We start from the raw sequence: 21466 nt of genomic DNA on the forward strand, positions 1-21466 counted from the left end.
CCACTTGGTTGCCAGCTTAAGGCTTCGAAGTGTCTAGTGAACCGGGGGCGATTCATTCATCAAGCTCGCTGGCGACTCATCATATTGATCGGCACGCTCGCAGCAGTAAGCCCATTCCACCCACAGCCAGGGATCTTCCGGCTTCAGGGTGCGGGCTTGTTCCGAAAGATTCCGAGCCACATCGAAATCTCGAAACAAAGCCATCAGAAAACCACGCAGCGACAAGTAATCAGCCTTTGCCGCGATAGATGCATCGTCTGGTAACGGATATCGTGCGAAAGCCAGCCAGCCGGCATACGGGCCATGCCGGTAAATGCGGGTACGGATCAATGCATTCACTGCATCGGCATTTCCTCGATGGCGCCGCCCCAGACGCAAACCGATCAGATCGCCACGACGGTCTTCACCCAGGAAGCGCAAAGCCCGCATGGCAAGGCAGGCAGCACGCACACCGTGTTCCGACAGCAGGTTTTCAATATGGGGATGAACTCTCAGATACAGACCGGCATCGATCCAGGCCTCAATTTCATCGAGAGAGACTGCTGCACAGACGGAAGACTCACTCATCACAATCCCTTAAGTTTGCGAAAACGCGACGCCTCGTGCTGCAAAGGGTCGGTATACGCCACAGCTTAAGAGGGCGGATAGATCATGTCCATGAAATATGCAAAAAGGAAAACAGGCACATTCAAGAACACCTGGTGCGAGGCTTTTTCTGTTCCAAAACCAGTCAGGACGGGATCTACACCGACCCCTTTGACGCACGGATCACCGGGCGCCGGCGCCACAGCGGACGCAGCGCGTGGCTGAGGTCGTCCACCACGGGCACGATGGCCAGGGGCACGGTGAGCGCATAACCCGCGTGCTTGAAACCGATGGCCCCGAGGATGCCACCGGTGAAGAAGGCCAGCGCCAGCCCGCCGAGCACGCGCAGGCGCGCATGGTTCGCACCGACATCGGTGTGCACCTCGCGGCTGCGGTTCCAGTAACACAGCTTGCCCAGCTCGATACCGATGTCGGTGATCACGCCGGTGATGTGAGTGGTACGGATCTGCGCATTCGAGAGCTTGGTCACCAGTGCGTTCTGCAAGCCCATCATGAAGCACAGCAACATCACCGTGGCCGGCACGAACAGACCGTCGATGGTGGAGAGCTGCGCACCGAGCAGGCCGAAACACAGCATCAGCACGGCTTCGAGCAACAGCGGACCGGCGTATTCGCTGTGCAGGCGCCGCCGCCGCGCGTAGTGCACCAGCATCGCACTGAGTGCCGCGCCCCCCAGGAAAGAGATCAGCGCGCCGACTCCGGCAAGCACGAGGCCGAATTCGCCGGTCGCCAGGTTGTCGGCCATGGAGGAAACCACGCCGGTCATGTGCGAGGTGTACTGGCGTACGGCCAGGAAAGCGCCGGCGTTGGTGGCGCCAGCGATGAATGCCAGGGTGAAACCGAGATGCAGGTTGCTGTCGCGGTTGCGTTTTCTGCCCGTCAGGCGGCGGGCGTAGCGAATGGGCATGAGATGACGGGGCTCGCGGATACTGCCTCGCGATACCGGACTTGACGCAGGGGGAGCTGAAGCCGGAACGATGACGCAGGAAATGCTGAACACACACGCGACGCCGTGGATCAGGCCGGTCAGGCGGCGGCGGGGAGAACCTCGTCGGAGTCAGGCCGGCCGGGGCACTGAAGCCGCAGCCGTTCCGCCACCCAGGCGGCGGAATGCTGGGAACATACGCCCGCTCACCGCTGAAAGGAAGGCGGTGCGATCAAATCTTGCAGACTTCTGCTTCAGTCGTCAGACGCCTCGCACTGGATCGGCACCATGCGTCCGATCTCCAGCGTGAGTTGCTGCCCCTTGCCCCGCAGCGAGGTCGGCCCGTTGCTGTACCAGAAACCGGAAGCGGACACCTGCTGCTGCAGCTCCAGCGTGCGCCCTTCGCGCACCAGCACTGCCACGCCCTGCAACGGGAAGTAACGCACCTCGATCTGCTCGCCACTGGCACAACGGTAGTGCACACGGTTCATCGGCGTTTCCTTCTGCATGCCCTCGGGGACGCTGGCACAGGCAGCTAGCGCAAACGCCAGCAGCGACAGAACGGTTTTCTTCATATCGAGCACCTTCCGGTGATGACGGCAGGGGGTACATCACCAGATTAGCCCGCACGCCAGCGAATAGGTTCAGTCCGGATGGTCGCAGCCGCAGGCTGGCTTCAGCCCGAGCAACTCGCTGAATTCACCACGCCGTGCGCAGGAGGCCGCCGTGCGCAGCACACCGGGCCGGCCGCGCGGGATGAATTCGCCGCTGCCGCGTGCGGCCAGCAGCTCGCCGTCGCGTACCACGTAGCGGCCACGGCTGAAGACCATTGTTGGCCAGCCGGTGATACGCCGGCCTTCGTAGGGTGTATAGCCCACGTTGTCATGCAGCAGCCCGGCGCTGACTTCCACCACGCGTTGCGGATCCCAGAGTGCGATGTCGGCATCCGCCCCCACGGCAATGCTGCCCTTGCGCGGTGCGAGGCCGTAGAGGCGGGCATGGTTGGTGGCGGTGAGTGCGACGAACTGCTCGATGCTCATGCGCCCACTCATCACGCCTTCGGAAAACAGCAGCGGCAGGCGCAGCTCGATGCCCGGCACGCCGTTGGCCATTTCCTTGAACGTGGTGGCCTCGCCCTTGGGCAGCTTGCCCGAAGCGTCGAAACGGTAGGGTGCGTGATCCGACGAAAACACGCCCAGCGTGCCATCCAGCAGCCCCTGCCATACGGCCTGTTGCGAATCCGCGTCGCGCGGCGGCGGGCTGCAGCAGAATTTGGCGCCTTCCATCCCGGCGAGATCACTGTTCCGGGCTTCCAGGAACAGATACTGCGGGCAGCTCTCGGCCAGCACCGGGGCCCCCAGCTTCTGCGCGGCACGGATCACGTCCACGGTCTCGCGGCCTGCCACATGCACGATCAACACCGGCACGTCGATCAGGCGCGCCAGCGCGATGGCGCGGTGCGTCGCTTCCGTCTCGGCCAACGCGTCATGCGCCACGGCATGGAAGCGCGGCGCGGTGTGACCACGCTCCAGCAGACGATGCGCCACCCAGCGGATCATGTCGTGATTCTCGGCATGCATCATCACCAGCGCCCCCAGCTCGCCCGCAGTGTCCATCACGTCGAGCAACTGGTAATCGTCGAGCTTGAGCCTGTCGTAGGTCATGTAGACCTTGAGCGAGCTGATGCCGTCGCGCACGGCCCGGGGCAGGTGCTCGCGCAAGGCTTGCTCATCCGGATGGGTAAGGATGAGGTGGAAGCCATAGTCGATGACGGCCTTCTCGGCAGCACGCCGATGGTAATCGGCGAGCACTTCGGGGATGCTGTCGTTACGGTGCTGGGCCGCGAACGAAAGGATGGTGGTCGTGCCACCAAAAGCGGCGGATACCGTGCCGCTGTAGAAATCGTCCGCGCACATCACGCCCATGCCTGAAAGCTGCTCGATGTGACAGTGGCTGTCGATCCCGCCCGGCAACACCCAGCGGCCAGTGGCATCCACATCTTCGCGACCGGGCGGCAGACCGGGTGCGATGGCGGTGATCCGCCCCTGCTGGATACCGATGTCGGCCTCGAAAGTCGCGTCCGCATTGCTGATGCGGCCATTGCGGATGGTGAGATCGAATGCCATGGAGTGTTTTTCTTTTCCGGGGGCTCAGAATGTACCGGGATAATGCCCGCCGTCGAGCAGCAGGTTCTGCCCGGTGATGAAGCCGGCCTGCGCGCTGCACAGGTAAGCACAGGCATCACCGAATTCTGCAGGGTCGCCCAGACGGTGTGCCGGATTGCCCGCGCGGCGCTCGGCGATCACTTCGTCGATGCTCTTGCCGCGCTTGGCCGCCCATTGTGCGGCAGTCTCCTTGAGGCGGTCGGTCTCGAAAGGGCCAGGCAGCAGGTTGTTGATGGTCACATTGTGGACGACGGTCGTACGTGCCAGTCCGGCCACGAAGCCTGTGAGGCCAGCGCGCGCGCCATTGGACAGGCCGAGGATGTCTATCGGCGCTTTCACAGCTGCAGAGGTGATGTTGATGATGCGGCCGAAACGGCGCGCAATCATGCCATCCACCGTGGCCTGGATCAGCGCGATCGGGGTCAGCATGTTGGCGTCCAGGGCGGCGATCCAGGTATCGCGATCCCAGTTCCGGAAATCCCCAGGCTTGGGGCCACCGGCATTGGTGACCAGGATGTCTGGCTGCGGACAGGCCGCCAGCACGGCGCTGCGGCCCTCCCCGGTGGTCACGTCGGCGATGACGGTCGCCACCTCGACGCCCGCGCTGGCACGGATCTCCGCAGCGGTCTGCTCCAGTGCCTCGGCGCCACGCGCCACCAGGGTCAGGCTGACGCCTTCCCGCGCCAACGAGATCGCACAGGCGCGCCCCAGCCCCTTGCTGGAAGCACAGACAAGGGCTTTGCGCCCCGAAATACCAAGATCCATGGAAAAGCTTCGATATGCAGAAACAGGGCACGAAGTGCTTGAAGCAAGGATTCACCACACTGGTGCAGCGCCCCTGCCTGACTCCATCTTGCCCGGCGCCACGGAAGCTGTCCCATACCTTTTTATCCGGCAGCCTTAACCGTTTGTTATTCACCTGAACCGGCTGGCGTTCCCCGCCATGACTCGGAACCGGAGCAGTTGCCGCTTCATGCCATGGCGCTAAACAGCACACGTAAGCCGGCGTGCGGCACAGGCCTTGCTAATCAGGAAGAAAGCATTAACCCCCCGTTATGGGTGGTCTTTCCCTGCTGCCGGAGCCCAACCATGTCCCTGAACCTGCGCCAGATCGAAGTATTCCGCGCCGTGATGATCACCGGCTCCATCAGCGGCGCCTCGCAGTTGCTCTTCGTCTCCCAGCCGGCGGTGAGCCGTCTGCTGTCGCACACGGAGTCCCGCATCGGGTTCGCGCTCTTCGAGCGCATCAAGGGGCGTCTATACGCGACGCCCGAAGCGAAAAAGCTGTTCCGCGAAGTCGAGCAGGTCTATGCCGGCGTTCAGCGGGTCAACGAGCTGGCACGCGAGCTGGAGGAGCACAGCGAAGGCATCCTGAACGTGATATCCAGCCCGAGCCTGGGCCAGATGGTGATTCCGCAGGCCATGGCCGCCTTCCGGGAGCATCATCCGCAGATCAAGCTGGGTTTCCAGTATCTGGGCCTGTCGCCCCTGGTGGAGCGCCTGCTGAACCATCAGGCCGACCTCGGCGTAACCATCGTGCCGGTCGATCATCCCAACCTGGAATGCTCGCCACTGGGTAGCGGCCGGCTGGTGTGCATCTGCCCGCCCGGCCATGCACTGGCTCGGCATGCCCTGCTGGGCGCCACCGATCTGCTGGCGCATCCGCTGATCGCCTATGACCGCAGTTCGCCTTTCGGTCTGCTGGTCACTGGCTTGTTCGAACAGGTGGGCGAGAGTTACCGCACTGCCATCGAGGTGGGTTCTCCACAGAATGCCTGTGCGCTGGTGATGGCGGGCGCCGGTATCGCCGTGGTGGATGAGTTCTCGGTGCGCAGCTGGCCGGAAAACCAGTTGGTGGTGCGCCCGCTGCAGGACGCTCCCAGCCTGCAGGCCAACCTGGTGCACACCCGCTTCGAGCCGCTGTCGCAGACGGCGCAGACTTTCGTCACCGTGCTGCGCAGGTTCATGCAGGGCACGGAATGCCCGGCGCAACGCCAGCCAGACTTGCCCGAGATGGCTTAACACGCCGTTATGGATGCCCTCCATAAAAGCAAACGACACACGCGGAAGCGTTCTGAATAATGGATTGCAACGCCACAGCAACCCAGAAATCCGCTCATGACCGCCCTGCTCCACACCCCCGACAGCCTCGCCACCACCCAAGGCGTATTCACCATCTGCCCCACACCCTTCGCGGCCGACGGCGCACTCGATCTGGCCAGCATCGCTTCACTGGTCGATTTCCAGATCGAGGCGGGCGTCAGCGGTCTGGCGATCCTGGGTTTCCTGGGGGAATCGCACAAGCTGTCGCAGGAGGAGCGCAGCCAGGTGATCCGCGCCTTCATCGCCCGCGCCGGGGGCCGTGTGCCGGTCTGGGTCGGTGTGCGTGCGCTGGGCATTGCCGGCGCCATCGAGCAGGCCCGCGAAGCCGAGGCACTGGGTGCCGAGGCCGTGTTCGTCGCACCGCTGGATACCACCTCGGATGCCGTGCAGTTCGACTATTACCCCGCGGTGGCCGAAGCCATCGGCATCCCGGTGGTGATTCATGACTTCCCGGATTCCTTCGGCACCGAGCTCAGCGCCGATCTGGTCGCCCGCCTGGGCCGCGAAGGCGGCGTGGGCATGATCAAGATGGAGGAGCCGCCGGTGGGCCAGAAGATCACCCGCATCCTCGATCTGGCCGAGGGCAGCATGCGCGTATTCGGCGGCCTGGGCGGCGTGTACTTCCTGGAAGAGCTGCAGCGCGGCGCCGTCGGCACGATGACCGGCTTTGCTTTCCCCGAGATCCTGGTGCGCATCCACCAGCATCACGCGGCCGGTGATCTGGCGGCGGCGGCAGCCACCTTCGACCGTTACTGTCCGCTGATCCGCTATGAATTCCAGCCCAAGATCGGCCTAGCGCTGCGCAAGGCGATCTACATGCGCCGCGGCGTGATCGCCTGTGATGCGATCCGCAGCCCCGGCATGCGCATCGATCCGATCACGTTGCGCGAGCTGGAAGCCACCGTGGCACGCGTGGGCCTGTCATTGGCCCATCGCGGCATCTACGCCATCGACTGAACCGCGCAACGCCTTCTGTTCCCGAGAGAAAAGACCATGTCCATCGAAATCCACAAACTGAGTGTCCGCGAAATCGGTGAGCGCCTGCGCAGCCGGGAATTGACGGCCCTGCAGGTCGTCGACCATTTCCTGGCCCGCATCGCGGCGCTGCAGCTAGTGCTGAATGCGTTCATCCATGTCGATGCCGAAGGCGCGCGCGCAGCCGCCAGGGTCAGCGACGGACTGCTCGCCAAGCGTGCGCCGCGCAGCTGGCTGGAAGGCATTCCGGTTTCGATCAAGGACAACATCTTCGTCAAGGACATGCCCTTCGTCTTCGGCTCGCCGCTGTTCAAGGACAACATCGCCGATCACGACGAACTGCCCATCGAACTGCTGCGCAAGGCGGGTGCGATCATCATCGGCAAGACCAACCTGCCCGAATTCGCCAGCCGGGGCTCGACCTACAACCCGGTTTTCGGCGCCACCGGCAACCCCTGGAACCCGGCCCTGACCGTCGGTGGCTCCAGCGGCGGCTCCGTCGCCTCGGTGGCAGCCGGCATGGTGCCGCTGTCGCTGGGTACCGATGGCGGTGGCTCGATCCGCCGGCCGGCCGGCTACACCGGGCTGGTCGGGCTGAAGCCGACCCTGTCGCGCATTCCCCGCGCGGACGGATTCTCCTCGGTGCTCTACGACTGCGAAGTGGTAGGCCCGATCGGCCGCACGGTGGACGACGTGCGTCTGATGCTCGCCGCCATCGCCCGGCCGGATCGCCGCGATCAGCGCTCGCGCGGTTTCGCGCCCATTGACCAGACTGCCGCCACGCCGCGGAAGCTGAAGATCCTCTACGTGCCGAAGCTGGGCAACAACCCGGTCGATCCGGAAATCGCCCGCAGTTGCAAGGCCGCTGCACAGCAGCTGGCAGCGCTGGGGCACGAAGTGGTCGAAGGCGCGTTGCCTTTCGACATCCAGCCGGTGACGGATCACTGGGCCAAGATCGGCAACGTCTGCATGTCGCTGATGGCACTCGACCATCCCCAGTTCAAGGACAAGGTGACGCCGGATTATCGCGATCGCGCGATTGCCGGCGATGCAATCAGCGGCGGCGAGTACCAGGGCGTCATCGAACTGCTGTTGCAGTTGCGTTCGGCGGTCGGTCAGGCTTTCGAGACCTGGGACATCATCATGACGCCGACCTCGGCTGCCAATCCCTGGCCGAAGGATGAACCCTTCCCGCCCGTGATCGATTGTGAAAAGGTAGGCCCGCGCGGCCATGCGGTATTCACCAGCTGGGTGAACGCCTGCAGCCACCCCGGCATCGCCCTGCCTGCCGCGCCGACGGCATCCGGCCTGCCCGTGGGCTTCCAGCTGGTGGCGGATTTCGGTGCCGATGAATTGCTGCTGGACCTGGCCGCGCAGTTCGAACGGCAGCATGAATGGAAGGACCTCTGGCCAGCCTGCTGAGCCCGGATGCCGCGACCATGAAAGTCCTGCTCATCAATCCCAACACCAATACCAGCACTACCGAGCTGATGCTGATGGTCGCCCGCGCCCAGGCGCCGGCGGGCTGGGATTGGCTCTCCCTCACTGCGGCCCGGGGTGCGGCGCTGATCGACAATCCGGAGAGCCTGGCGCTGGCGGCCGACGAGGTAGCGGCCATGGCGCCACGTATCAAGGCGCTGGCGGTGGATGCCGTGATCGTTGCCGCCTTTGGCGACCCTGGCCTGCAAGCGCTGCGCGAGGCGCTGGAAATCCCGGTGGTCGGCATCGGCGAGGCCGCGATGAAAGCGGCCGACGCGCTCGGCCTGCCGTTCTCGGTGCTCACCATCACGCCGCGACTGCGCGAATCCACCCTGCGCCAGATCCGTCGTTACGGCTGCGAGACGCACTTCAACACACTGGTCATCACGGCCGAGGATGCCGCGACGACATCGCGGGATCACGACACGCTGGTAGCGAAGATCCGGCAATCGATTCACCGGGCCATCGTTGAAGACGGTTCCCGGGTGCTGGTGATCGGTGGCGGGCCCGTCGCGGCGGCCGCGCAGACACTCAGCCAGCGCGAAGACCTCGTCACCATCCAGCTGCTGGTGGCGGCCATCCACCAACTGCAGCACCTCCCGGCCTCCTGCCGCCTCCCCCTTGTTTGAAGGAAGAAGCCATGCGTCCCTGTCTCAAGCTGTCTGCCACGCTCCTCGCCACCCTGCTTGCCAGCTCGCTGGCGCAGGCCTCACCCGACAACCTGCTCTCGCCGGCGGACTCCTCCCTGCCGCCATTCTCGATGTCCGATCTCGGGGGCGGCCTGAAAGGGCTCACCATCGATCTGGCTGCCGAGCTTTCCAAGCAGATCGGGCAGAAGATCTCCATCGACAGCGGGCAGTGGAGCGCCGCGCTGCCGGGTCTGAACTCGGGCAAGTACGACCTGCTGCTCTCACCGGTGAACGTGACGCCGGAGCGGGCCGCCATGCTGCTCTTCAGTGAGCCTTACCTGGAAAACGACTTCCTTTTCCTCACCAAGAAGGATGCGCCGGCAGTCACCGATCCAGCCCAACTCAAGGGCAAGACCATCGCGGTGAACAAAGGCTCCTCGTTCGAAGCCTGGGCCAAGAGCAAGGCGGACGAACTGCAGCTCAAGGTGGATGTGTACGGTTCCGGCGCGGATGCGATCCAGGCCGTGCAGTCTGGCCGCGCCTTCGCCACGCTTTCCAGCCTGCAGACCGCTTCCTGGATCGGTGCCAATAACCCGATGCTGAAGACGAGCTACCGCGTTCGCACCGGCAACGTGGCGGCGATCGCCTTCCGCAAGGACAACGCCGAGCTGCAACTGAAAATCTCCAACGCGCTGAAATGCCTGAAGAAGAATGGCGTGCTGCCGGCGCTCTACGAGAAGTGGACCGGTGTCAAACCCGATGCCAGCTCGCCGACCGTGGTGGTCTATGAAGGCATCGGCGTGAAGGGCTTCGAAGGCTACCAGCCCGACGCTCCGAAACCGGTCTGCAAGTAAGCGAAGACAGCCGACGTGTCCGAGCCGAGATCCGTTCGCACTGAGGTATCGAAGTGCGGGCGGATTTCGCCACAGACCTTTGTCAGCCGTCCGCCCCCTCTCCTGAAGAAGGCGGGTCATGACGATCGCCAGCACATGAACAGGCACTCGATCCTCCGCTCCTCTGAAGCCAGAACCATGCAGAAACGAATCATTCTTGAAGCCGTCGGGATCCGGAAAGACTATGGCGCGCTCCAGGTCCTGAAAGGGGTCGACTTCAGGGTGCGCGAGGGCGAACTGGTCTCCATCATCGGCCCGTCCGGCTCCGGCAAGAGCAGCATGCTGCGTTGCTGCAACCTGCTGGAGCGCCCCACGGCAGGCCAGATCGTCTTCGACGGCATCGACATCACCCGCGAAGGCGTGAACATCAACCATGTCCGTCAGAACATCGGCATGGTTTTCCAGCAGTTCAACCTCTACCCGCACCTCACGGTGCTGGGCAACGTGACGCTGGCACTGCGCTGCGTCAAGAAGCTCTCCAGGGCTGAAGCCAGCGAGATCGGCATGGCGGCACTCGCCCAGGTCGACATGGCCGGCAAGCGCGACGCCTATCCCAACCAGCTCTCGGGCGGCCAGAAGCAGCGCGTGGGCATCGCGCGGGCCGTGGCGCTGCATCCGCAGATCATCCTGTTCGACGAACCGACCAGCGCGCTGGATCCGGAGCTGGTCTCCAGCGTGCTCGGCGTGATGCGCAAGCTGCGCGAGGCCGGCATGACGATGCTGGTGGTCACGCACGAGATGGGTTTCGCCAAGGAAGTATCGGACCGGGTGATCTTCATGGATGGCGGCGTGGTGGCTGCCAACGACACGCCCGAAAGGATCTTCGCGGCGCAGGACAACGAGCGGATGCAGTCCTTCCTCTCCCGTTTCCTGAACGAGAAATGATCATGGATGCCACGCCCTCGCTCATCCATACCTTTTTCAACCCGGACATCCTCGCCAAAACCGCACCCATAGTGCTCGCCTCGGCGGGGCAGACCGTGCTGCTGGGCTTCCTGATCATCGTCTGCGGCATTGGCCTGGGCATCCTGCTGGCCTCGCTGCGCTACTACACCCGGCGTCGCACCGTCACCGCGCTGATCGTCGGCTATGTCGACGTCCTGCGCGCACTGCCGCCGCTGGTGCTGCTGATCGTGGTGTATTTCGCACTGCCCTACGTGAATGTCTCCATCGATGCGACGCTGGCGACCTTCCTGTGTCTGAGTGCGATCCTGTCCGCCTTCATCGAGGAATGCGTCTGGTCCGGCATCGCCGCGCTGGCGCAAGGGCAGATGGAAGCCGCACGCTCCACCGGCATGACCTGGTCTGCCGCCATGCGCCACGTGGTGTTGCCGCAGGCGCTGAAAATCGCGCTGCCGCAGATCACCAACCGCTGCATCGCCACCATCAAGAACACCGCCCTGGGCTCGGTCATCGGCTTCAACGAAGTGCTGGGCAGCGCACAGGCGGCCAGCAGCGATTTCGCCAACCCGACGCCGCTCACGCTCAGCGCCCTCGTCTATATCGCGATGATCCTGCCCTTCGTACTGTTCTCCCGCTACCTCGAACACCGTACCGGGAGCCATTGATGTCTGAAATTCTCACAACCTTCTTCAATCTGGACATCGCACGGCAGGTTTTCCCCTTCCTGCTCGAAGGCCTGCTCACCACCTTCAAGCTCTCGCTCCTGATCATCCCCCTGGGGCTGGCCGGCGGCCTGCTGCTGGCATTGCTGCATACCCAGAGCCACTACCGGGCGGTGCGCATCCTGGTGAACTGCTATGTGGATTTCTTCCGCTCCTTCCCGCAACTGGTGCTGCTGATCTTCGTCTCCTTCGCCACGCCTTTCCTGGGCCTCGATTTGCCGCCCATCCTTTCCCTGGCGATCAGCTTCACGCTCTCAACGTCGGCGTACTACTGCGAAATCTTCCGCGCCGGCATCGGCAGCATTCCGCCTGCCCAGACCGAGGCGGCACGCTCCACCGGCATGAGTGCGGCGCAGACGCTGGCGCATGTCGTGCTGCCCCAGGCCGTCCGCAACGTGACGCCGGATCTGCTGGGCAACAGCCTGGAGATCGTGAAAGGCACCTCGATTGCCAGCGTGCTGGGCATGTCCGAACTGCTGCACAACGCCCAGTCGGCGCAATCCGTGCTTTTCAGCCCCACACCGCTGATGCTGGCCGCACTGATCTACCTGTTGCTGCTCTGGCCTGCCGTACGGCTGGTGAGCAATCTGGAGGCCGCCATGCGCTTGCGCAGCCGGCACTGAAATCAGCCGGTTGCACGCGCCTTCCCGGGCAGTACGCTCATGGCCTTGCGCATGATGTCGACGAACGCACGCAGCCTGGCGGGATAGAACGGCGCATAGGGATAGACCAGATATACAGGCAACGGCACGGCTTGCCATTCCGGCAGCAGGCGCAGGAGACGGCCTGCCGCGACATTCTCCTTCACCACCCATTCCGAAGCGGCGGCAATGCCGGTACCAAGCAACACGCTGCTGCGCAATGCATACAGAGAATCAGTGACCACGCGCGGTCGAAATGCCAGCAGGTGCTCTTCGCCGGTATTGCCGAGAAGGCGCAGTTCGTTGCGATAGAACGGCTGCAGTGCCAACCAGGAGAGGTCGGCCAGATCCGCCGGCCGTTGTGGCAGGCGCCTTGTCGCAAACAACTGCGGCGAGGCGATGAGGATGCGGTGTACCTCCCCCAGAGGAACCGCCACCGCGGACGGGTCCGGCTCGCCGCCGACACGGATGGCGCAATCGATACCTTGGGTAATGAAATCGGGCGGCGTGTCGTGCAGCAACCATTCCACCGAAACCCGCGGGTAACGCGCCAGATACTCGCTCATGGGTCCGACCAGCTGATGCTGGCCAAAGGCATGCGGCACCACCACACGCAGCAGCCCCTGTGGCTCATCGACGCTACCGCGCAGATCCGACTCGAACTCGCTCCAGCGCTCGATCAGCTCCTTGGCATGGGTGTAGTAGCGCGTTCCCGCCTCGGTGAGCTTCATCGCGTGCGTGGAACGCTGCATGAGCTGCAGCCCCAGCGAACGCTCCAGCGTTTGCAGGCGCCGGCTGACCGTGGGCTGGGTGGAATTCATCTGCGCCGCAGCGGCTGAAAGATTGCCGGCCTCCACGATACGGATGAAGGTCTGCATGAGCGTCAGGCGGTCAGCGGGCTGTTTCATACGTCAAATGTATAACAGTTCTTCGCTACATACGTCTTCCAACAGATCTACGTGCCACGCACACTGCGCACACCTTCCCCTGACAAAAAAAGGACCCCCCTCCATGAGCACCCCTGCAGCCATCACGGCAGAACAGGCCTCTGCCAGAACGGAACCCGCCGTACTCGGCAATGGTCTGGTCTTCCTGCTCGCCGCAGGCGCCGGCCTGGCCGTCTCCTCGATCTATTACAACCAACCCATGCTGAGTACGCTGGCGCACGAGTTCGGCGCGTCAGCTGCAGCTATAGGCCGCATCCCGACGCTGACCCAGGTCGGCTACGCACTGGGCATCCTGCTGCTGGCGCCCTTCGGCGACCGTTACGACCGCCGCAAGGTGATCCTCGCCAAGACGGTGCTTCTGGCACTGGCGCTGCTTGCCATGGCCGGCGCACAATCGCTGGCACAGCTGTGCTTGCTGAGCGTTGTGGTAGGGGCGGCGGCCTCCCTGGCGCAGGATTTCGTGCCTGCCGCCGCCACGCTGGCCCCCGAGGCCCGGCGCGGCAAGATCGTCGGCAGCGTGATGACCGGCCTGCTGCTGGGCATCCTGCTGTCACGGGTGGTCAGCGGTGGCGTCACGGAATGGCTGGGCTGGCGGGTGATGTTCGGCCTTGGCGCGCTGGGCATTGCGGCCCTGGGGGTGATCGCCGCACGCCGCCTGCCAAGCTTTGCGCCGACCACCGACCTTCCCTATGCCGCCCTGCTCGGCTCGCTTGCCACCCTGTGGCGCCGACATGCCGGCCTGCGCCGTGCCGCTCTGGCGCAAGCCTTCCTGAGCGCCGCATTCAGCGCCTTCTGGTCCACGCTGGCGGTGATGCTGGCTCAACCGCCCTTCGGTTACGGCGCCACGGTTGCCGGCGCCTTTGGCCTGGCCGGCGCCATCGGCGCGCTCGCGGCCCCAGTGGCTGGCGGCATTGCGGATCGCAAAGGCCCGGAACTCGTCACCCGCATCGGTGCGCTGCTGGTTTTCGTGAGTTTCGCTGGTTTCTTCCTGGCGCCGGGCAACCTGTGGCTGCTGATCGCCGGCACATTGATTTTCGACCTGGGCGTGCAGGCCTCGCTGATCGCTCACCAGAGCATAATCTACGGCCTCGAACCAGCCGCGCGCAGCCGCCTCAACGCGGTACTGATCGGCGCCATGTTCGTCGGCATGGCTGGAGGTTCAGCACTTGGCAGCCTTGCGCTGGATGGAGCCGGATGGCGCGGTGTGAGCCTGATGGCAGCGGCCTTCGCACTGGCTGCGCTACTGGTGCGGGTGTGGCCGGCTAAGACCAAACATTGAGCCTTCAGGCTTTGCCCTTCCTTGCCCGTCCTGCCGGCTTTACCGGTAAATCGGGCAAGGGCGCGAGCAGGCCGGCGAGGTCTTCCTCGGTGAATTTGGCCAACCCGGCCGAATCGCCTTCGAGCACTCCGGCGGCGAGTGCGGCTTTCTTCTCCTGCAGCGAAAGGATGCGTTCCTCGATGCTGCCGGCAGCGATCAGCTTGTAGACGAATACCGGTTTGTGCTGACCGATGCGGTGGGCGCGGTCGGTGGCCTGGTCTTCGGCGGCGGGATTCCACCAGGGGTCGAAATGGATCACGGTATCCGCCGCCGTGAGATTCAAACCCACGCCGCCGGCTTTCAGGCTGATCAGGAAGAGCGGCACCTCGCCGGCCTGGAAACGCTGCACGACGGCTTCGCGGTCACGCGTCTGGCCGGTGAGCAGCAGGTGGGGAATGCGTGCGCGCGCCAGTTCGAGCTGGATCAGGTCGAGCATGCTGGTGAACTGCGAGAAGAGCAGGATGCGGCGGCCCTCGTCGATGAGCTCGGGCAGCATTTCCAGCAACAGTTCGAGTTTGGCTCGCTCCTTGATGCGCACGGCGCTGGGCAGATCGAGCAGACGCGGGTCGCAGCAGACTTGCGCAGCTTGAGCAAGGCTTCGAGGATCACGATCTGGCTGCGGCGAAACCCCTTTTCGGCAACTTCCTCACGGACCTTGTCATCCATCGCGGCGCGCACGGTCTCGTAGAGATCACGCTGCCCGCCATCCAGTTGCACGCTGCGCACGACGATGGTCTTGGGCGGCAGTTCCGTGGCCACATCCTGCTTGCGCCGACGCAGGATGAAGGGCGCGACACGGCGTGCCAGCAAATCGCGACGCAGCGCATCGCCCTGTTTCTCGATAGGGTTGCGCCAGCGCCGTGTGAAATCGCGCTGGCCGCCGAGAAACCCCGGCAGCAGGAAATCGAACTGCGTCCACAATTCGCCCAAGTGGTTTTCCAGCGGTGTGCCGGTGAGGCACAGGCGATGCCGCACGCGCAGGCTGCGCACCGCGGCGGCGGCCTTGCTGGTGACGTTCTTGACGGTCTGCGCCTCGTCGAGGATCAACAGATGGTAGTCGTACTGCTGGAGATGCTCCAGATCCCGCCAGAGCAAGGGATAGGTGGTGAGTACCACGTCATGCGCGGGGATGGTACTGAAATCGCGCTGCGGACCATGCAGGGCCAGCACGGAAAGTGCCGGTGCGATGCTCGCGGCCTCGCGTTTCCAGTTGAATACCAGCGAAGTGGGCAGAACGACCAGACAGGGCCGATCCATCCGGCCAGCCTGCTTCTCGATGAGCAGGTGGGCCAAGGTCTGCGCGGTCTTGCCCAGGCCCATGTCGTCGGCCAGGATTCCGGCCAGATCGTTCGCGCGCAAGTGTTGCAACCAGGCCAGGCCTTCGCGCTGGTAGGGCCTCAATTCAACGCCAAGCCCGGGCGGCACCGCTACCGGCGGAATACCGGCCGCGCCTTGCAGACGGGCCAGCGCCGCGTGCACGGCCTGTAATCCCGTGGTGACGGCCAGATTGTCGAGCCCAGCCAGACGTGGCGCATCCAGGCGGGAAACACGCAGACGCTCGCCTGCGTCATCGAACAGATCAATGAAGATGCGCAGCACCGGGCGCAGGCGACCAAGGCGGAAACGCAGTTGCTGACCATCCTCGAGCAGGATGCGCAGCGGTGTTTCGTCGGGCAGGCTGGCCAGCGTGGCGCCATCGGCAAGTTCGGGCCGCTCGCGCAACAGGCCGGCCAGCAGTGGTGCCAGCGCGATGCGCTGACCATCCAGCTCGAAGCCCAGCGAAACGTCAAACCAGCCGTTGTCACGCTCTTCGAGGTCAGCGAACAGTTCGTCGATCTCGATGACCTGATGGCGAAACCCCTCGCCGAACAGCAGTTCCCAGCCCGCTGCGCGCAAGGCTGGCGCCAGTTGCGTCATCCAGATATCCCACGCGGCCTCGCCGCCCAGGCTGTAAGGCTCATCGCCAGGCGGTGTCCAGAAGAGATCGGCCGGCATGAGTTGGAAGCCACAATCCGCCAGTGCCTTGAGCGCCCTCTGCTCGAAGGCCGCATCGCGTGCCAGCAGTACGGTTTCACCGCCACGTACATGGAATTCGCCGGTATTGCCCGGTGTGATCAGAATTCCGTCATAGTCGAATTCCGGCCGCGCCAGATCGATGAGCTGGCGTGCGAAAGGCGGGTAGCCATGCCAGGCACGCTGCAAACTGTGGACTTCGCTGCTCAGACGCAAGCGGGCTACCGGTTTGACGCGCAGTGTGCGCACCCGGCGGGCAAGCGCACGATCCGGGCGCGGCAGCGCCGGCGCCAGTTCCCCCAGCTCGCGCGCAACCAGCGCCGCATCAACCGGCCGCAAACGCGGCGCACGCATCAGTGCCAACGCCATCACGGACGGCATTTCCAGCTGCACGGGGCCACAGGCGCCACTGGCAGGATCCACATACCAGGGCGGATCGGTAGGCAGCAATTGCGCCTCGGACAGGCCTTCGAGCGTGAAACGGGCTTGGGCACTGCCCTCGTCCGTACCCTGCCACGTGAAACGCGCCGGCTGCGCCGGGCCGGCGTGCAATGGCAGCCAGCGGCGATCATCGTAAAGCGCGCGGCCCGTAGCCAGTAAACGTGGCAGCAACTCACCCACCTGCGCGCCCTGAAGCTGCAGGCTGGTGTAGTAACCGCTGTGATCGGCATGCAGCCAGAGCTGGCGCAGGGCGAGCAGGTCGTCGCTGTCGACGAAGGCCGGCGCCTGCTGCAGGGCACGTTCGATGTTGTGCCATTGCGCAGCATCTGGTGGCAGGCTGCCGTCCGCACGCGGCCGTGCCTTGCGCAAGGTGACGTCCACACGCCCGACAGTGGGATGGAAGTCGAGCACGTAGAACAGCTGTTCGGCACTCCGTTTCACCGCAACGGGGCGGACGCGTTCGCGCAGATCCTGCAGCCAGCTCACCACACGTGGATCGGGCCCTTGTGCGGCGGGTACGTCGCGCTCGCGCAGCGCGCGCAGCAAGGTAGCCGCGCAATGCTTGCAGTAACCGCCGACGGGACAGGTGCAATGGCAGTGCACGCCGTGACTGCGCTTTTCCTGACGGAAGGAGATACGCACGGTGTAGGGCCTGCGCGCCGTCCCCTGGACCAAGGCGCTGATCTCGCCATCGCTGACATGCAGCTGGCTCACCGCGTCCACATAGGACTCGCCCTTGCTCACCGTGGGCAGGCCGAGCCAGCGGGTGATGTCGTCTACCTTGAAGCTGCGGGCGGGAGAGACGGGCATGCGCGTGCAGGAAGATGCCAAAGCTCCCGATTCTACCGGCAGCCCTCACACATCGCAGCAAGGCTGCCGGGCAGTCTGTGCGGCATCAGCCGAATCCCGGCTCCCCTGCCGCGCGGCCGCGTGGCATGATCCGCCGGGAACGATTCGTGGCTTCATGCGTCGCACGCAGCACTCCAACAAACCTTCATCCCCGGAGATTCCATGATCAACCTGCTTCGCAACCAGCGCCTGGTACTGCTGGCGCTGGCCATTCTCTGTTTCGGTGCCACCGGCCTGGCCGTATTGCTAGGGCACGTTTTCGAACTCGAAGCCTGCTCGATGTGCTGGTTCCAGCGCATCGCCTTCCTACTCGCTGGCGCAGGTTTCCTGCTCGCAGCAGCCTGGCCCCCTGGCGGCATCCTGACTCGCCGCTTCGGTGAGGCCGGCTTGCTGCTGGCACTGGCCAGCTCGGCCCGGCAGAGTTATGTGATCGCCTTCCCTGAAAGCGCCGATACCAGCTGTGGTGCGGGGCTTTCGTATTACGCGCAGATCGGGGCCTGGGACAAATTCTTCCGCGCGGGCCTGATGGGTGGTAGCGACTGCGCCCAGGATCAGCCTCAGTTCCTCGGCTTGTATCTGCCGAACTGGAGTCTGATCGCCGTGCTGGGTGTGATCACCCTCTACGTGGCGTGGATGATCTGGCGGCGGCGTCAGGCATGATGCAGATGGATGAACAATCCTGGCAGACGCGCGATTACCGCGCGGAGGATGCTCCTGCATTGGCAGCCCTCTCCCGGGCTGCGATCCTTGGCCTTGGTCCGCAAGCCTATCCGGCCGAGCAATGCGCCGCCTGGGCCGCCGTGCTGGTGGATGACGAGGCCTGGACGCAACGTTTGCAAGAGGCCTGGGTACGTGTCGCTCATGATGACGATGGCAATATCGTGGGGTTTGGCGCCATCGCCCTGCCAGGGCAGATCGATCTGCTGTTCACGGAGCCGGACAGAAGCCGCCAGGGTGTTGCCAGCCTGATCCTCGATGATCTGCTGGCAATTGCCGCAGCCATGGGCGCACGCAGTCTTACCGTGAAAGTTAGTGCGCTCTCCCGCGGCCTGTTTGAACGGCATGATTTCGTAGCGGATGGCCCTCCTGCAGAACGCCCAGGACTGCCGGCAGGCCAGCCGATGCGCCGCGCCAAGGTCTGACCATTCGGGCTTTCCCGGGCTGCATCATGCCCACGTGATAGCCATCATCGTCGTGAATGCGCGTTGGCATGGAACATCTGGCCGCAGCGCTTGCCGAACCTTTGCATTTCGCATTGGAAAGGAGACCACGCCATAAAATTCATCAGCACCCTGCTCGTCGCCACCGACCTCTCGGCCCCTTCGCGTTTCGCGACAGCCCGCGCCGCCAGCATCGCGAGTGCCAGCAAGGCCCGGCTGGAATTGCTTCACGTGATCGAGAACCGCGGCATGGCGGCCCTGCGCGACCTGTTCGGCGACGCTGTCACCAGCGTCACGGCGCGGCTGGAAGAAGACTTCCGTGCCGAGCTTGCCGGTCTGGCTGCGGAGATCTGCGAACCGCTTGGCCTGAGCGTCGGCCAACACCTACGTCATGGCAAGGTGCTCGACGAGATCACCGATCTGGGCGATGCGCTGGATGCGAGCCTGGTGGTACTGGGCGCGCATGGTGCCGGCTTCGTGCGCCAGATTCTCGTGGGCACAACGGCAGAGCGGCTCTTGCGACGCGCGCTGCGGCCTTTGCTGGTGGTCCGCAGACCCGTGGAGTCTGTCTATCGGCGTGTGCTGGTCGCGGTGGACTTCTCGCCTGGATCACTCACCGCGGTGAAATACGCGCGTGCGGTAGCCCCTGACGCCACGCTGACACTGTTCCATGCATTCGAGATCCCTTTCGAAGGGCGTCTGCGTGCAGCGTCCGTAGAGGAATCCCTGCTCGATCACTACCGTGCCCAAGCACGTCAGCAGGCCATGCAGGGGCTTCATCGTCTCGCGGACGAGGCCGGCCTGACGACGGACAGCTATCAGGTTATCGTCACGCACGGTACACCGGGCTTCCGGGTGATGGATGCCGCCGGGCAGGTCTCGGCGGATCTCATCGTCATGTGCAAGCACGGTGTCTCGATGACGAACGAGTTGCTACTGGGCAGTGTCACCCGCTATGTCCTGACCGAAACGGATCGCGACGTGCTGGTGGTGCGCTGACGCCCAGACCGGGCTCGGCGCAAGCGGAAGATCATTTGCGCCGGGTCCACACATCGGTCTGCCGGCCTTCGGGATGGCTGTATTCGTCGCGGACGCGGTTATTGTCCAGCAGCGTCAGCCGGCTTTCCGTGCGCCATTTGGTGGATGGCAGCAGGAAGCTGGCAGCCAGCGTCTTGCCATCCCAATCCAGACCGCTGATCTGGAACCATTCATTGGCCGAGGCATCCCGCGCGTACAGGCAGATCTGGTTGCCTTGCTGGCGGATCGAATACCGCACCTGCCATTGCGCGATTTCCCAGTTGCCCACGAAACGGGCATCAAACTTCTGCTTCGGCTCGAAACAGGCGGGTGCCTGTGCCTGGGCCAGCGGAATCGCGGAGGCCAGCATGGCGGCGATCAGGATTCTGCGGATCATCCTTGTCTCCCGGTGGCACCCATGAGGAAGGATGCCGGCTGTGTTGGTCTTCTCCTTGCTGCAGCAGATGGCGACAGCCGCAGCATGCTAACCCATTTCCCCGCAAACAAACCTCAAGACGCAGGAACGAAGAGCGCCAGCCATACGGTGCGCGGACCGGTATGCATCACACGGTGCCTGAGCCCGGCCGGGATCAACAGGGAATCACCACTCGTCAAGGCGTAGATAATGCCGTCCGAATACTCCAGCGTGGCGTTACCCTGCAGCAGCAGAACCCATTCATCCTCTGCCTGCTCGTACCAGAAGCCCGGCGGACTCGCCTGACCATCCGAGACGATGCGCTCCATGCGCACGCCGGGGCGGCTCAGCAAGGTCTGGAAATGCTCTTCCGCGCCGGCAGCCGGCAGGGGGTGCAACAGATTCATCAGGCCTGCAGACGGCCGATCAGCCCATCGAGCTGATCCAGGCTGGCGAACTCGATGGTCAGGGCGCCAGCGCCCTTCCGGTTGGCCTTGATCTTCACGACGGCCCCCAGCTTGTCCGCCAGTTCCTCCTGCAGACGCAGGACATCACGATCTGCCTCGGGACGCGCCTTGAGGCTGTCTTCCTTGGGCTTGAACTGCGCATTGACGAGCTTCTCGGTCTCGCGCACAGAAAGCCGCCTGGCAACGACTTCATTGGCCAGCAGGATCTGCTTGGCAGGCTCCAGCGCAAGCAGACTACGCGCGTGCCCCATCTCGACGTCGCCAGCCATCAGCAGTTCCTGCACCGGCTTGGGCAGTTGCAGCAGGCGCAGCAGGTTGGAGGTTGCTGGCCGCGAGCGGCCGACCGCATCGGCCGCCTGCTGATGCGTCATGCCGAATTCATCGATCAGACGCTGGATGCCGGTGGCTTCTTCGAGCGGATTCAGATCCTCGCGCTGAATGTTCTCGATCAGCGACATGGCCAGTGCAGCCTCGTCGGGGATCTCACGGATGATCACCGGCACTTCGGTCAGTTCGGCGATCTGCGCAGCGCGCCAGCGACGCTCACCCGCAATGATTTCATAACGTGCATCGCCCACGCTGCGCACGGTGATCGGCTGCATCAGGCCCTGGGCACGGATGGAGGCCGCCAGCTCCTCCAACGAGCCGGCATCCATGCGTGTACGGGGCTGGTAGCGTCCCGGCTGCAGTTTGCCTACGGCGAGCGTGGTGAGATTGCCGGCATCACTGGCAGGGAGGTCGTCGCCGCCCAGCAGGGCTTCGAGGCCGCGACCGAGGCCTTTGGTCTTGGGTTTCATG

The 21466-nt window shown here is 64.2% G+C and carries 22 protein-coding genes and 1 pseudogene; 12 read left to right on the plus strand and 11 right to left on the minus strand.

Features of this window, described 5'->3' with window-relative positions:
- Positions 1 to 33: 33 nt before the first annotated feature.
- The 5 genes and pseudogenes from BGI27_RS10645 to BGI27_RS10665 all read right to left on the minus strand — a co-directional run bounded on the left by BGI27_RS10645 (position 34) and on the right by BGI27_RS10665 (position 4461).
- On the minus strand, positions 34 to 567 hold the full coding sequence (locus tag BGI27_RS10645) for a hypothetical protein (RefSeq protein WP_095524850.1): 534 nt from the start codon (positions 565 to 567) through the stop codon (positions 34 to 36).
- A 211-nt stretch (positions 568 to 778) separates the two neighbouring features.
- Positions 779 to 1513: pseudogene (locus tag BGI27_RS10650) on the minus strand (YoaK family protein); the annotation flags it as partial.
- 272 nt (positions 1514 to 1785) lie between these two features.
- Positions 1786 to 2106, minus strand: a complete 321-nt coding sequence (locus tag BGI27_RS10655; RefSeq protein ID WP_095524852.1) for an MliC family protein — start codon at positions 2104 to 2106, stop codon at positions 1786 to 1788.
- A gap of 69 nt (positions 2107 to 2175) precedes the next feature.
- Entirely contained in the window at positions 2176 to 3657 is a 1482-nt protein-coding gene (gene hydA, locus BGI27_RS10660; protein WP_095524853.1) for a dihydropyrimidinase, read from the minus strand.
- Positions 3658 to 3681: 24 nt separating this feature from the next.
- Positions 3682 to 4461, minus strand: coding sequence for an SDR family oxidoreductase (locus BGI27_RS10665; protein ID WP_095524854.1), 780 nt, complete (start codon positions 4459 to 4461; stop codon positions 3682 to 3684).
- Between the two features lie 324 nt (positions 4462 to 4785).
- Between BGI27_RS10665 and BGI27_RS10670 the strand changes: the two genes are divergently transcribed.
- The 8 genes from BGI27_RS10670 to BGI27_RS10705 all read left to right on the plus strand — a co-directional run bounded on the left by BGI27_RS10670 (position 4786) and on the right by BGI27_RS10705 (position 12023).
- Positions 4786 to 5718 carry a LysR family transcriptional regulator gene (locus BGI27_RS10670; protein WP_095524855.1) on the plus strand — a complete coding sequence of 311 codons (933 nt, stop codon included), beginning with the start codon at positions 4786 to 4788 and terminating at the stop codon, positions 5716 to 5718.
- 96 nt (positions 5719 to 5814) lie between these two features.
- Positions 5815 to 6756, plus strand: a complete 942-nt coding sequence (locus tag BGI27_RS10675) for a dihydrodipicolinate synthase family protein (protein WP_095524856.1) — start codon at positions 5815 to 5817, stop codon at positions 6754 to 6756.
- A 36-nt stretch (positions 6757 to 6792) separates the two neighbouring features.
- Positions 6793 to 8196, plus strand: a complete 1404-nt coding sequence (locus tag BGI27_RS10680; protein WP_095524857.1) for an amidase — start codon at positions 6793 to 6795, stop codon at positions 8194 to 8196.
- Positions 8169 to 8882, plus strand: coding sequence for an aspartate/glutamate racemase family protein (locus BGI27_RS10685; RefSeq protein WP_095524858.1), 714 nt, complete (start codon positions 8169 to 8171; stop codon positions 8880 to 8882). Before BGI27_RS10680 ends, BGI27_RS10685 begins: the two co-directional genes overlap by 28 nt.
- 11 nt (positions 8883 to 8893) lie before the next feature.
- Positions 8894 to 9736, plus strand: coding sequence for a transporter substrate-binding domain-containing protein (locus tag BGI27_RS10690; RefSeq protein ID WP_095524859.1), 843 nt, complete (start codon positions 8894 to 8896; stop codon positions 9734 to 9736).
- 177 nt (positions 9737 to 9913) lie between these two features.
- A complete protein-coding gene (locus BGI27_RS10695) occupies positions 9914 to 10660 on the plus strand; it encodes an amino acid ABC transporter ATP-binding protein (protein ID WP_095524860.1) in 747 nt (248 codons plus the stop codon).
- Positions 10661 to 10662: 2 nt separating this feature from the next.
- Positions 10663 to 11343: an amino acid ABC transporter permease gene (locus BGI27_RS10700; protein WP_095524883.1), complete on the plus strand. Its 681-nt coding sequence runs from the start codon at positions 10663 to 10665 to the stop codon at positions 11341 to 11343.
- The gene (locus BGI27_RS10705) at positions 11343 to 12023 is read left to right on the plus strand and encodes an amino acid ABC transporter permease (protein ID WP_095524861.1); all 681 of its coding nucleotides are present in this window, start codon (positions 11343 to 11345) and stop codon (positions 12021 to 12023) included. Before BGI27_RS10700 ends, BGI27_RS10705 begins: the two co-directional genes overlap by 1 nt.
- 2 nt (positions 12024 to 12025) lie before the next feature.
- On the opposite strand, the gene BGI27_RS10710 is transcribed toward BGI27_RS10705, so the two are convergent.
- Positions 12026 to 12949: a LysR family transcriptional regulator gene (locus BGI27_RS10710; protein ID WP_095524862.1), complete on the minus strand. Its 924-nt coding sequence runs from the start codon at positions 12947 to 12949 to the stop codon at positions 12026 to 12028.
- 103 nt (positions 12950 to 13052) lie between these two features.
- Here BGI27_RS10710 and BGI27_RS10715 point away from each other — a divergent pair, with 103 nt between their 5' ends.
- Positions 13053 to 14267 carry an MFS transporter gene (locus BGI27_RS10715; protein WP_095524863.1) on the plus strand — a complete coding sequence of 405 codons (1215 nt, stop codon included), beginning with the start codon at positions 13053 to 13055 and terminating at the stop codon, positions 14265 to 14267.
- A gap of 4 nt (positions 14268 to 14271) precedes the next feature.
- Here the strand turns inward: BGI27_RS10715 and BGI27_RS18080 are convergent, their stop codons facing one another.
- Both BGI27_RS18080 and BGI27_RS10720 read right to left on the minus strand, forming a co-directional pair.
- Positions 14272 to 14802 (minus strand): DEAD/DEAH box helicase, encoded by a 531-nt coding sequence (locus BGI27_RS18080; protein WP_239591134.1) that lies wholly within the window; start codon positions 14800 to 14802, stop codon positions 14272 to 14274.
- Positions 14730 to 17570 (minus strand): DEAD/DEAH box helicase, encoded by a 2841-nt coding sequence (locus BGI27_RS10720; protein WP_223871745.1) that lies wholly within the window; start codon positions 17568 to 17570, stop codon positions 14730 to 14732. The genes BGI27_RS18080 and BGI27_RS10720 overlap by 73 nt, the downstream gene beginning before the upstream one ends.
- A 201-nt stretch (positions 17571 to 17771) precedes the next feature.
- Here BGI27_RS10720 and BGI27_RS10725 point away from each other — a divergent pair, with 201 nt between their 5' ends.
- From BGI27_RS10725 to BGI27_RS10735, 3 genes are all read left to right on the plus strand, one after another.
- Positions 17772 to 18269 (plus strand): disulfide bond formation protein B, encoded by a 498-nt coding sequence (locus BGI27_RS10725; protein WP_095524864.1) that lies wholly within the window; start codon positions 17772 to 17774, stop codon positions 18267 to 18269.
- Between the two features lie 5 nt (positions 18270 to 18274).
- Positions 18275 to 18751: a GNAT family N-acetyltransferase gene (locus tag BGI27_RS10730; protein WP_170943010.1), complete on the plus strand. Its 477-nt coding sequence runs from the start codon at positions 18275 to 18277 to the stop codon at positions 18749 to 18751.
- A 90-nt stretch (positions 18752 to 18841) separates the two neighbouring features.
- Positions 18842 to 19768, plus strand: coding sequence for a universal stress protein (locus tag BGI27_RS10735; protein ID WP_170943011.1), 927 nt, complete (start codon positions 18842 to 18844; stop codon positions 19766 to 19768).
- A gap of 31 nt (positions 19769 to 19799) precedes the next feature.
- Here BGI27_RS10735 and BGI27_RS10740 read toward each other — a convergent pair whose 3' ends face one another.
- The 3 genes from BGI27_RS10740 to BGI27_RS10750 all read right to left on the minus strand — a co-directional run bounded on the left by BGI27_RS10740 (position 19800) and on the right by BGI27_RS10750 (position 21465).
- Positions 19800 to 20183, minus strand: a complete 384-nt coding sequence (locus tag BGI27_RS10740) for a hypothetical protein (RefSeq protein WP_095524867.1) — start codon at positions 20181 to 20183, stop codon at positions 19800 to 19802.
- A gap of 113 nt (positions 20184 to 20296) precedes the next feature.
- Positions 20297 to 20608, minus strand: coding sequence for a cupin domain-containing protein (locus BGI27_RS10745; protein ID WP_095524868.1), 312 nt, complete (start codon positions 20606 to 20608; stop codon positions 20297 to 20299).
- Positions 20608 to 21465 carry a ParB/RepB/Spo0J family partition protein gene (locus BGI27_RS10750; RefSeq protein ID WP_095524869.1) on the minus strand — a complete coding sequence of 286 codons (858 nt, stop codon included), beginning with the start codon at positions 21463 to 21465 and terminating at the stop codon, positions 20608 to 20610. The genes BGI27_RS10745 and BGI27_RS10750 overlap by 1 nt, the downstream gene beginning before the upstream one ends.
- Position 21466: the final 1 nt, after the last annotated feature.

Origin of the sequence: Candidatus Dactylopiibacterium carminicum, from assembly GCF_014736495.1 — a bacterium.
GTDB lineage: Bacteria > Pseudomonadota > Gammaproteobacteria > Burkholderiales > Rhodocyclaceae > Uliginosibacterium > Uliginosibacterium carminicum.

What these genes read in the sequence shown, in the direction of transcription:
- BGI27_RS10645 (WP_095524850.1), bottom strand. Translation starts at nt 567, where the DNA reads ATGAGTGAGTCTTCCGTCTGTGCAGCAGTCTCTCTCGATGAAATTGAG.
- BGI27_RS10655 (WP_095524852.1), bottom strand. Translation starts at nt 2,106, where the DNA reads ATGAAGAAAACCGTTCTGTCGCTGCTGGCGTTTGCGCTAGCTGCCTGT.
- hydA (WP_095524853.1), bottom strand. Translation starts at nt 3,657, where the DNA reads ATGGCATTCGATCTCACCATCCGCAATGGCCGCATCAGCAATGCGGAC.
- BGI27_RS10665 (WP_095524854.1), bottom strand. Translation starts at nt 4,461, where the DNA reads ATGGATCTTGGTATTTCGGGGCGCAAAGCCCTTGTCTGTGCTTCCAGC.
- BGI27_RS10670 (WP_095524855.1), top strand. Translation starts at nt 4,786, where the DNA reads ATGTCCCTGAACCTGCGCCAGATCGAAGTATTCCGCGCCGTGATGATC.
- BGI27_RS10675 (WP_095524856.1), top strand. Translation starts at nt 5,815, where the DNA reads ATGACCGCCCTGCTCCACACCCCCGACAGCCTCGCCACCACCCAAGGC.
- BGI27_RS10680 (WP_095524857.1), top strand. Translation starts at nt 6,793, where the DNA reads ATGTCCATCGAAATCCACAAACTGAGTGTCCGCGAAATCGGTGAGCGC.
- BGI27_RS10685 (WP_095524858.1), top strand. Translation starts at nt 8,169, where the DNA reads ATGGAAGGACCTCTGGCCAGCCTGCTGAGCCCGGATGCCGCGACCATG.
- BGI27_RS10690 (WP_095524859.1), top strand. Translation starts at nt 8,894, where the DNA reads ATGCGTCCCTGTCTCAAGCTGTCTGCCACGCTCCTCGCCACCCTGCTT.
- BGI27_RS10695 (WP_095524860.1), top strand. Translation starts at nt 9,914, where the DNA reads ATGCAGAAACGAATCATTCTTGAAGCCGTCGGGATCCGGAAAGACTAT.
- BGI27_RS10700 (WP_095524883.1), top strand. Translation starts at nt 10,663, where the DNA reads ATGGATGCCACGCCCTCGCTCATCCATACCTTTTTCAACCCGGACATC.
- BGI27_RS10705 (WP_095524861.1), top strand. Translation starts at nt 11,343, where the DNA reads ATGTCTGAAATTCTCACAACCTTCTTCAATCTGGACATCGCACGGCAG.
- BGI27_RS10710 (WP_095524862.1), bottom strand. Translation starts at nt 12,949, where the DNA reads ATGAAACAGCCCGCTGACCGCCTGACGCTCATGCAGACCTTCATCCGT.
- BGI27_RS10715 (WP_095524863.1), top strand. Translation starts at nt 13,053, where the DNA reads ATGAGCACCCCTGCAGCCATCACGGCAGAACAGGCCTCTGCCAGAACG.
- BGI27_RS18080 (WP_239591134.1), bottom strand. Translation starts at nt 14,802, where the DNA reads ATGCTGCCCGAGCTCATCGACGAGGGCCGCCGCATCCTGCTCTTCTCG.
- BGI27_RS10720 (WP_223871745.1), bottom strand. Translation starts at nt 17,570, where the DNA reads ATGCCCGTCTCTCCCGCCCGCAGCTTCAAGGTAGACGACATCACCCGC.
- BGI27_RS10725 (WP_095524864.1), top strand. Translation starts at nt 17,772, where the DNA reads ATGATCAACCTGCTTCGCAACCAGCGCCTGGTACTGCTGGCGCTGGCC.
- BGI27_RS10730 (WP_170943010.1), top strand. Translation starts at nt 18,275, where the DNA reads ATGGATGAACAATCCTGGCAGACGCGCGATTACCGCGCGGAGGATGCT.
- BGI27_RS10740 (WP_095524867.1), bottom strand. Translation starts at nt 20,183, where the DNA reads ATGATCCGCAGAATCCTGATCGCCGCCATGCTGGCCTCCGCGATTCCG.
- BGI27_RS10745 (WP_095524868.1), bottom strand. Translation starts at nt 20,608, where the DNA reads ATGAATCTGTTGCACCCCCTGCCGGCTGCCGGCGCGGAAGAGCATTTC.
- BGI27_RS10750 (WP_095524869.1), bottom strand. Translation starts at nt 21,465, where the DNA reads ATGAAACCCAAGACCAAAGGCCTCGGTCGCGGCCTCGAAGCCCTGCTG.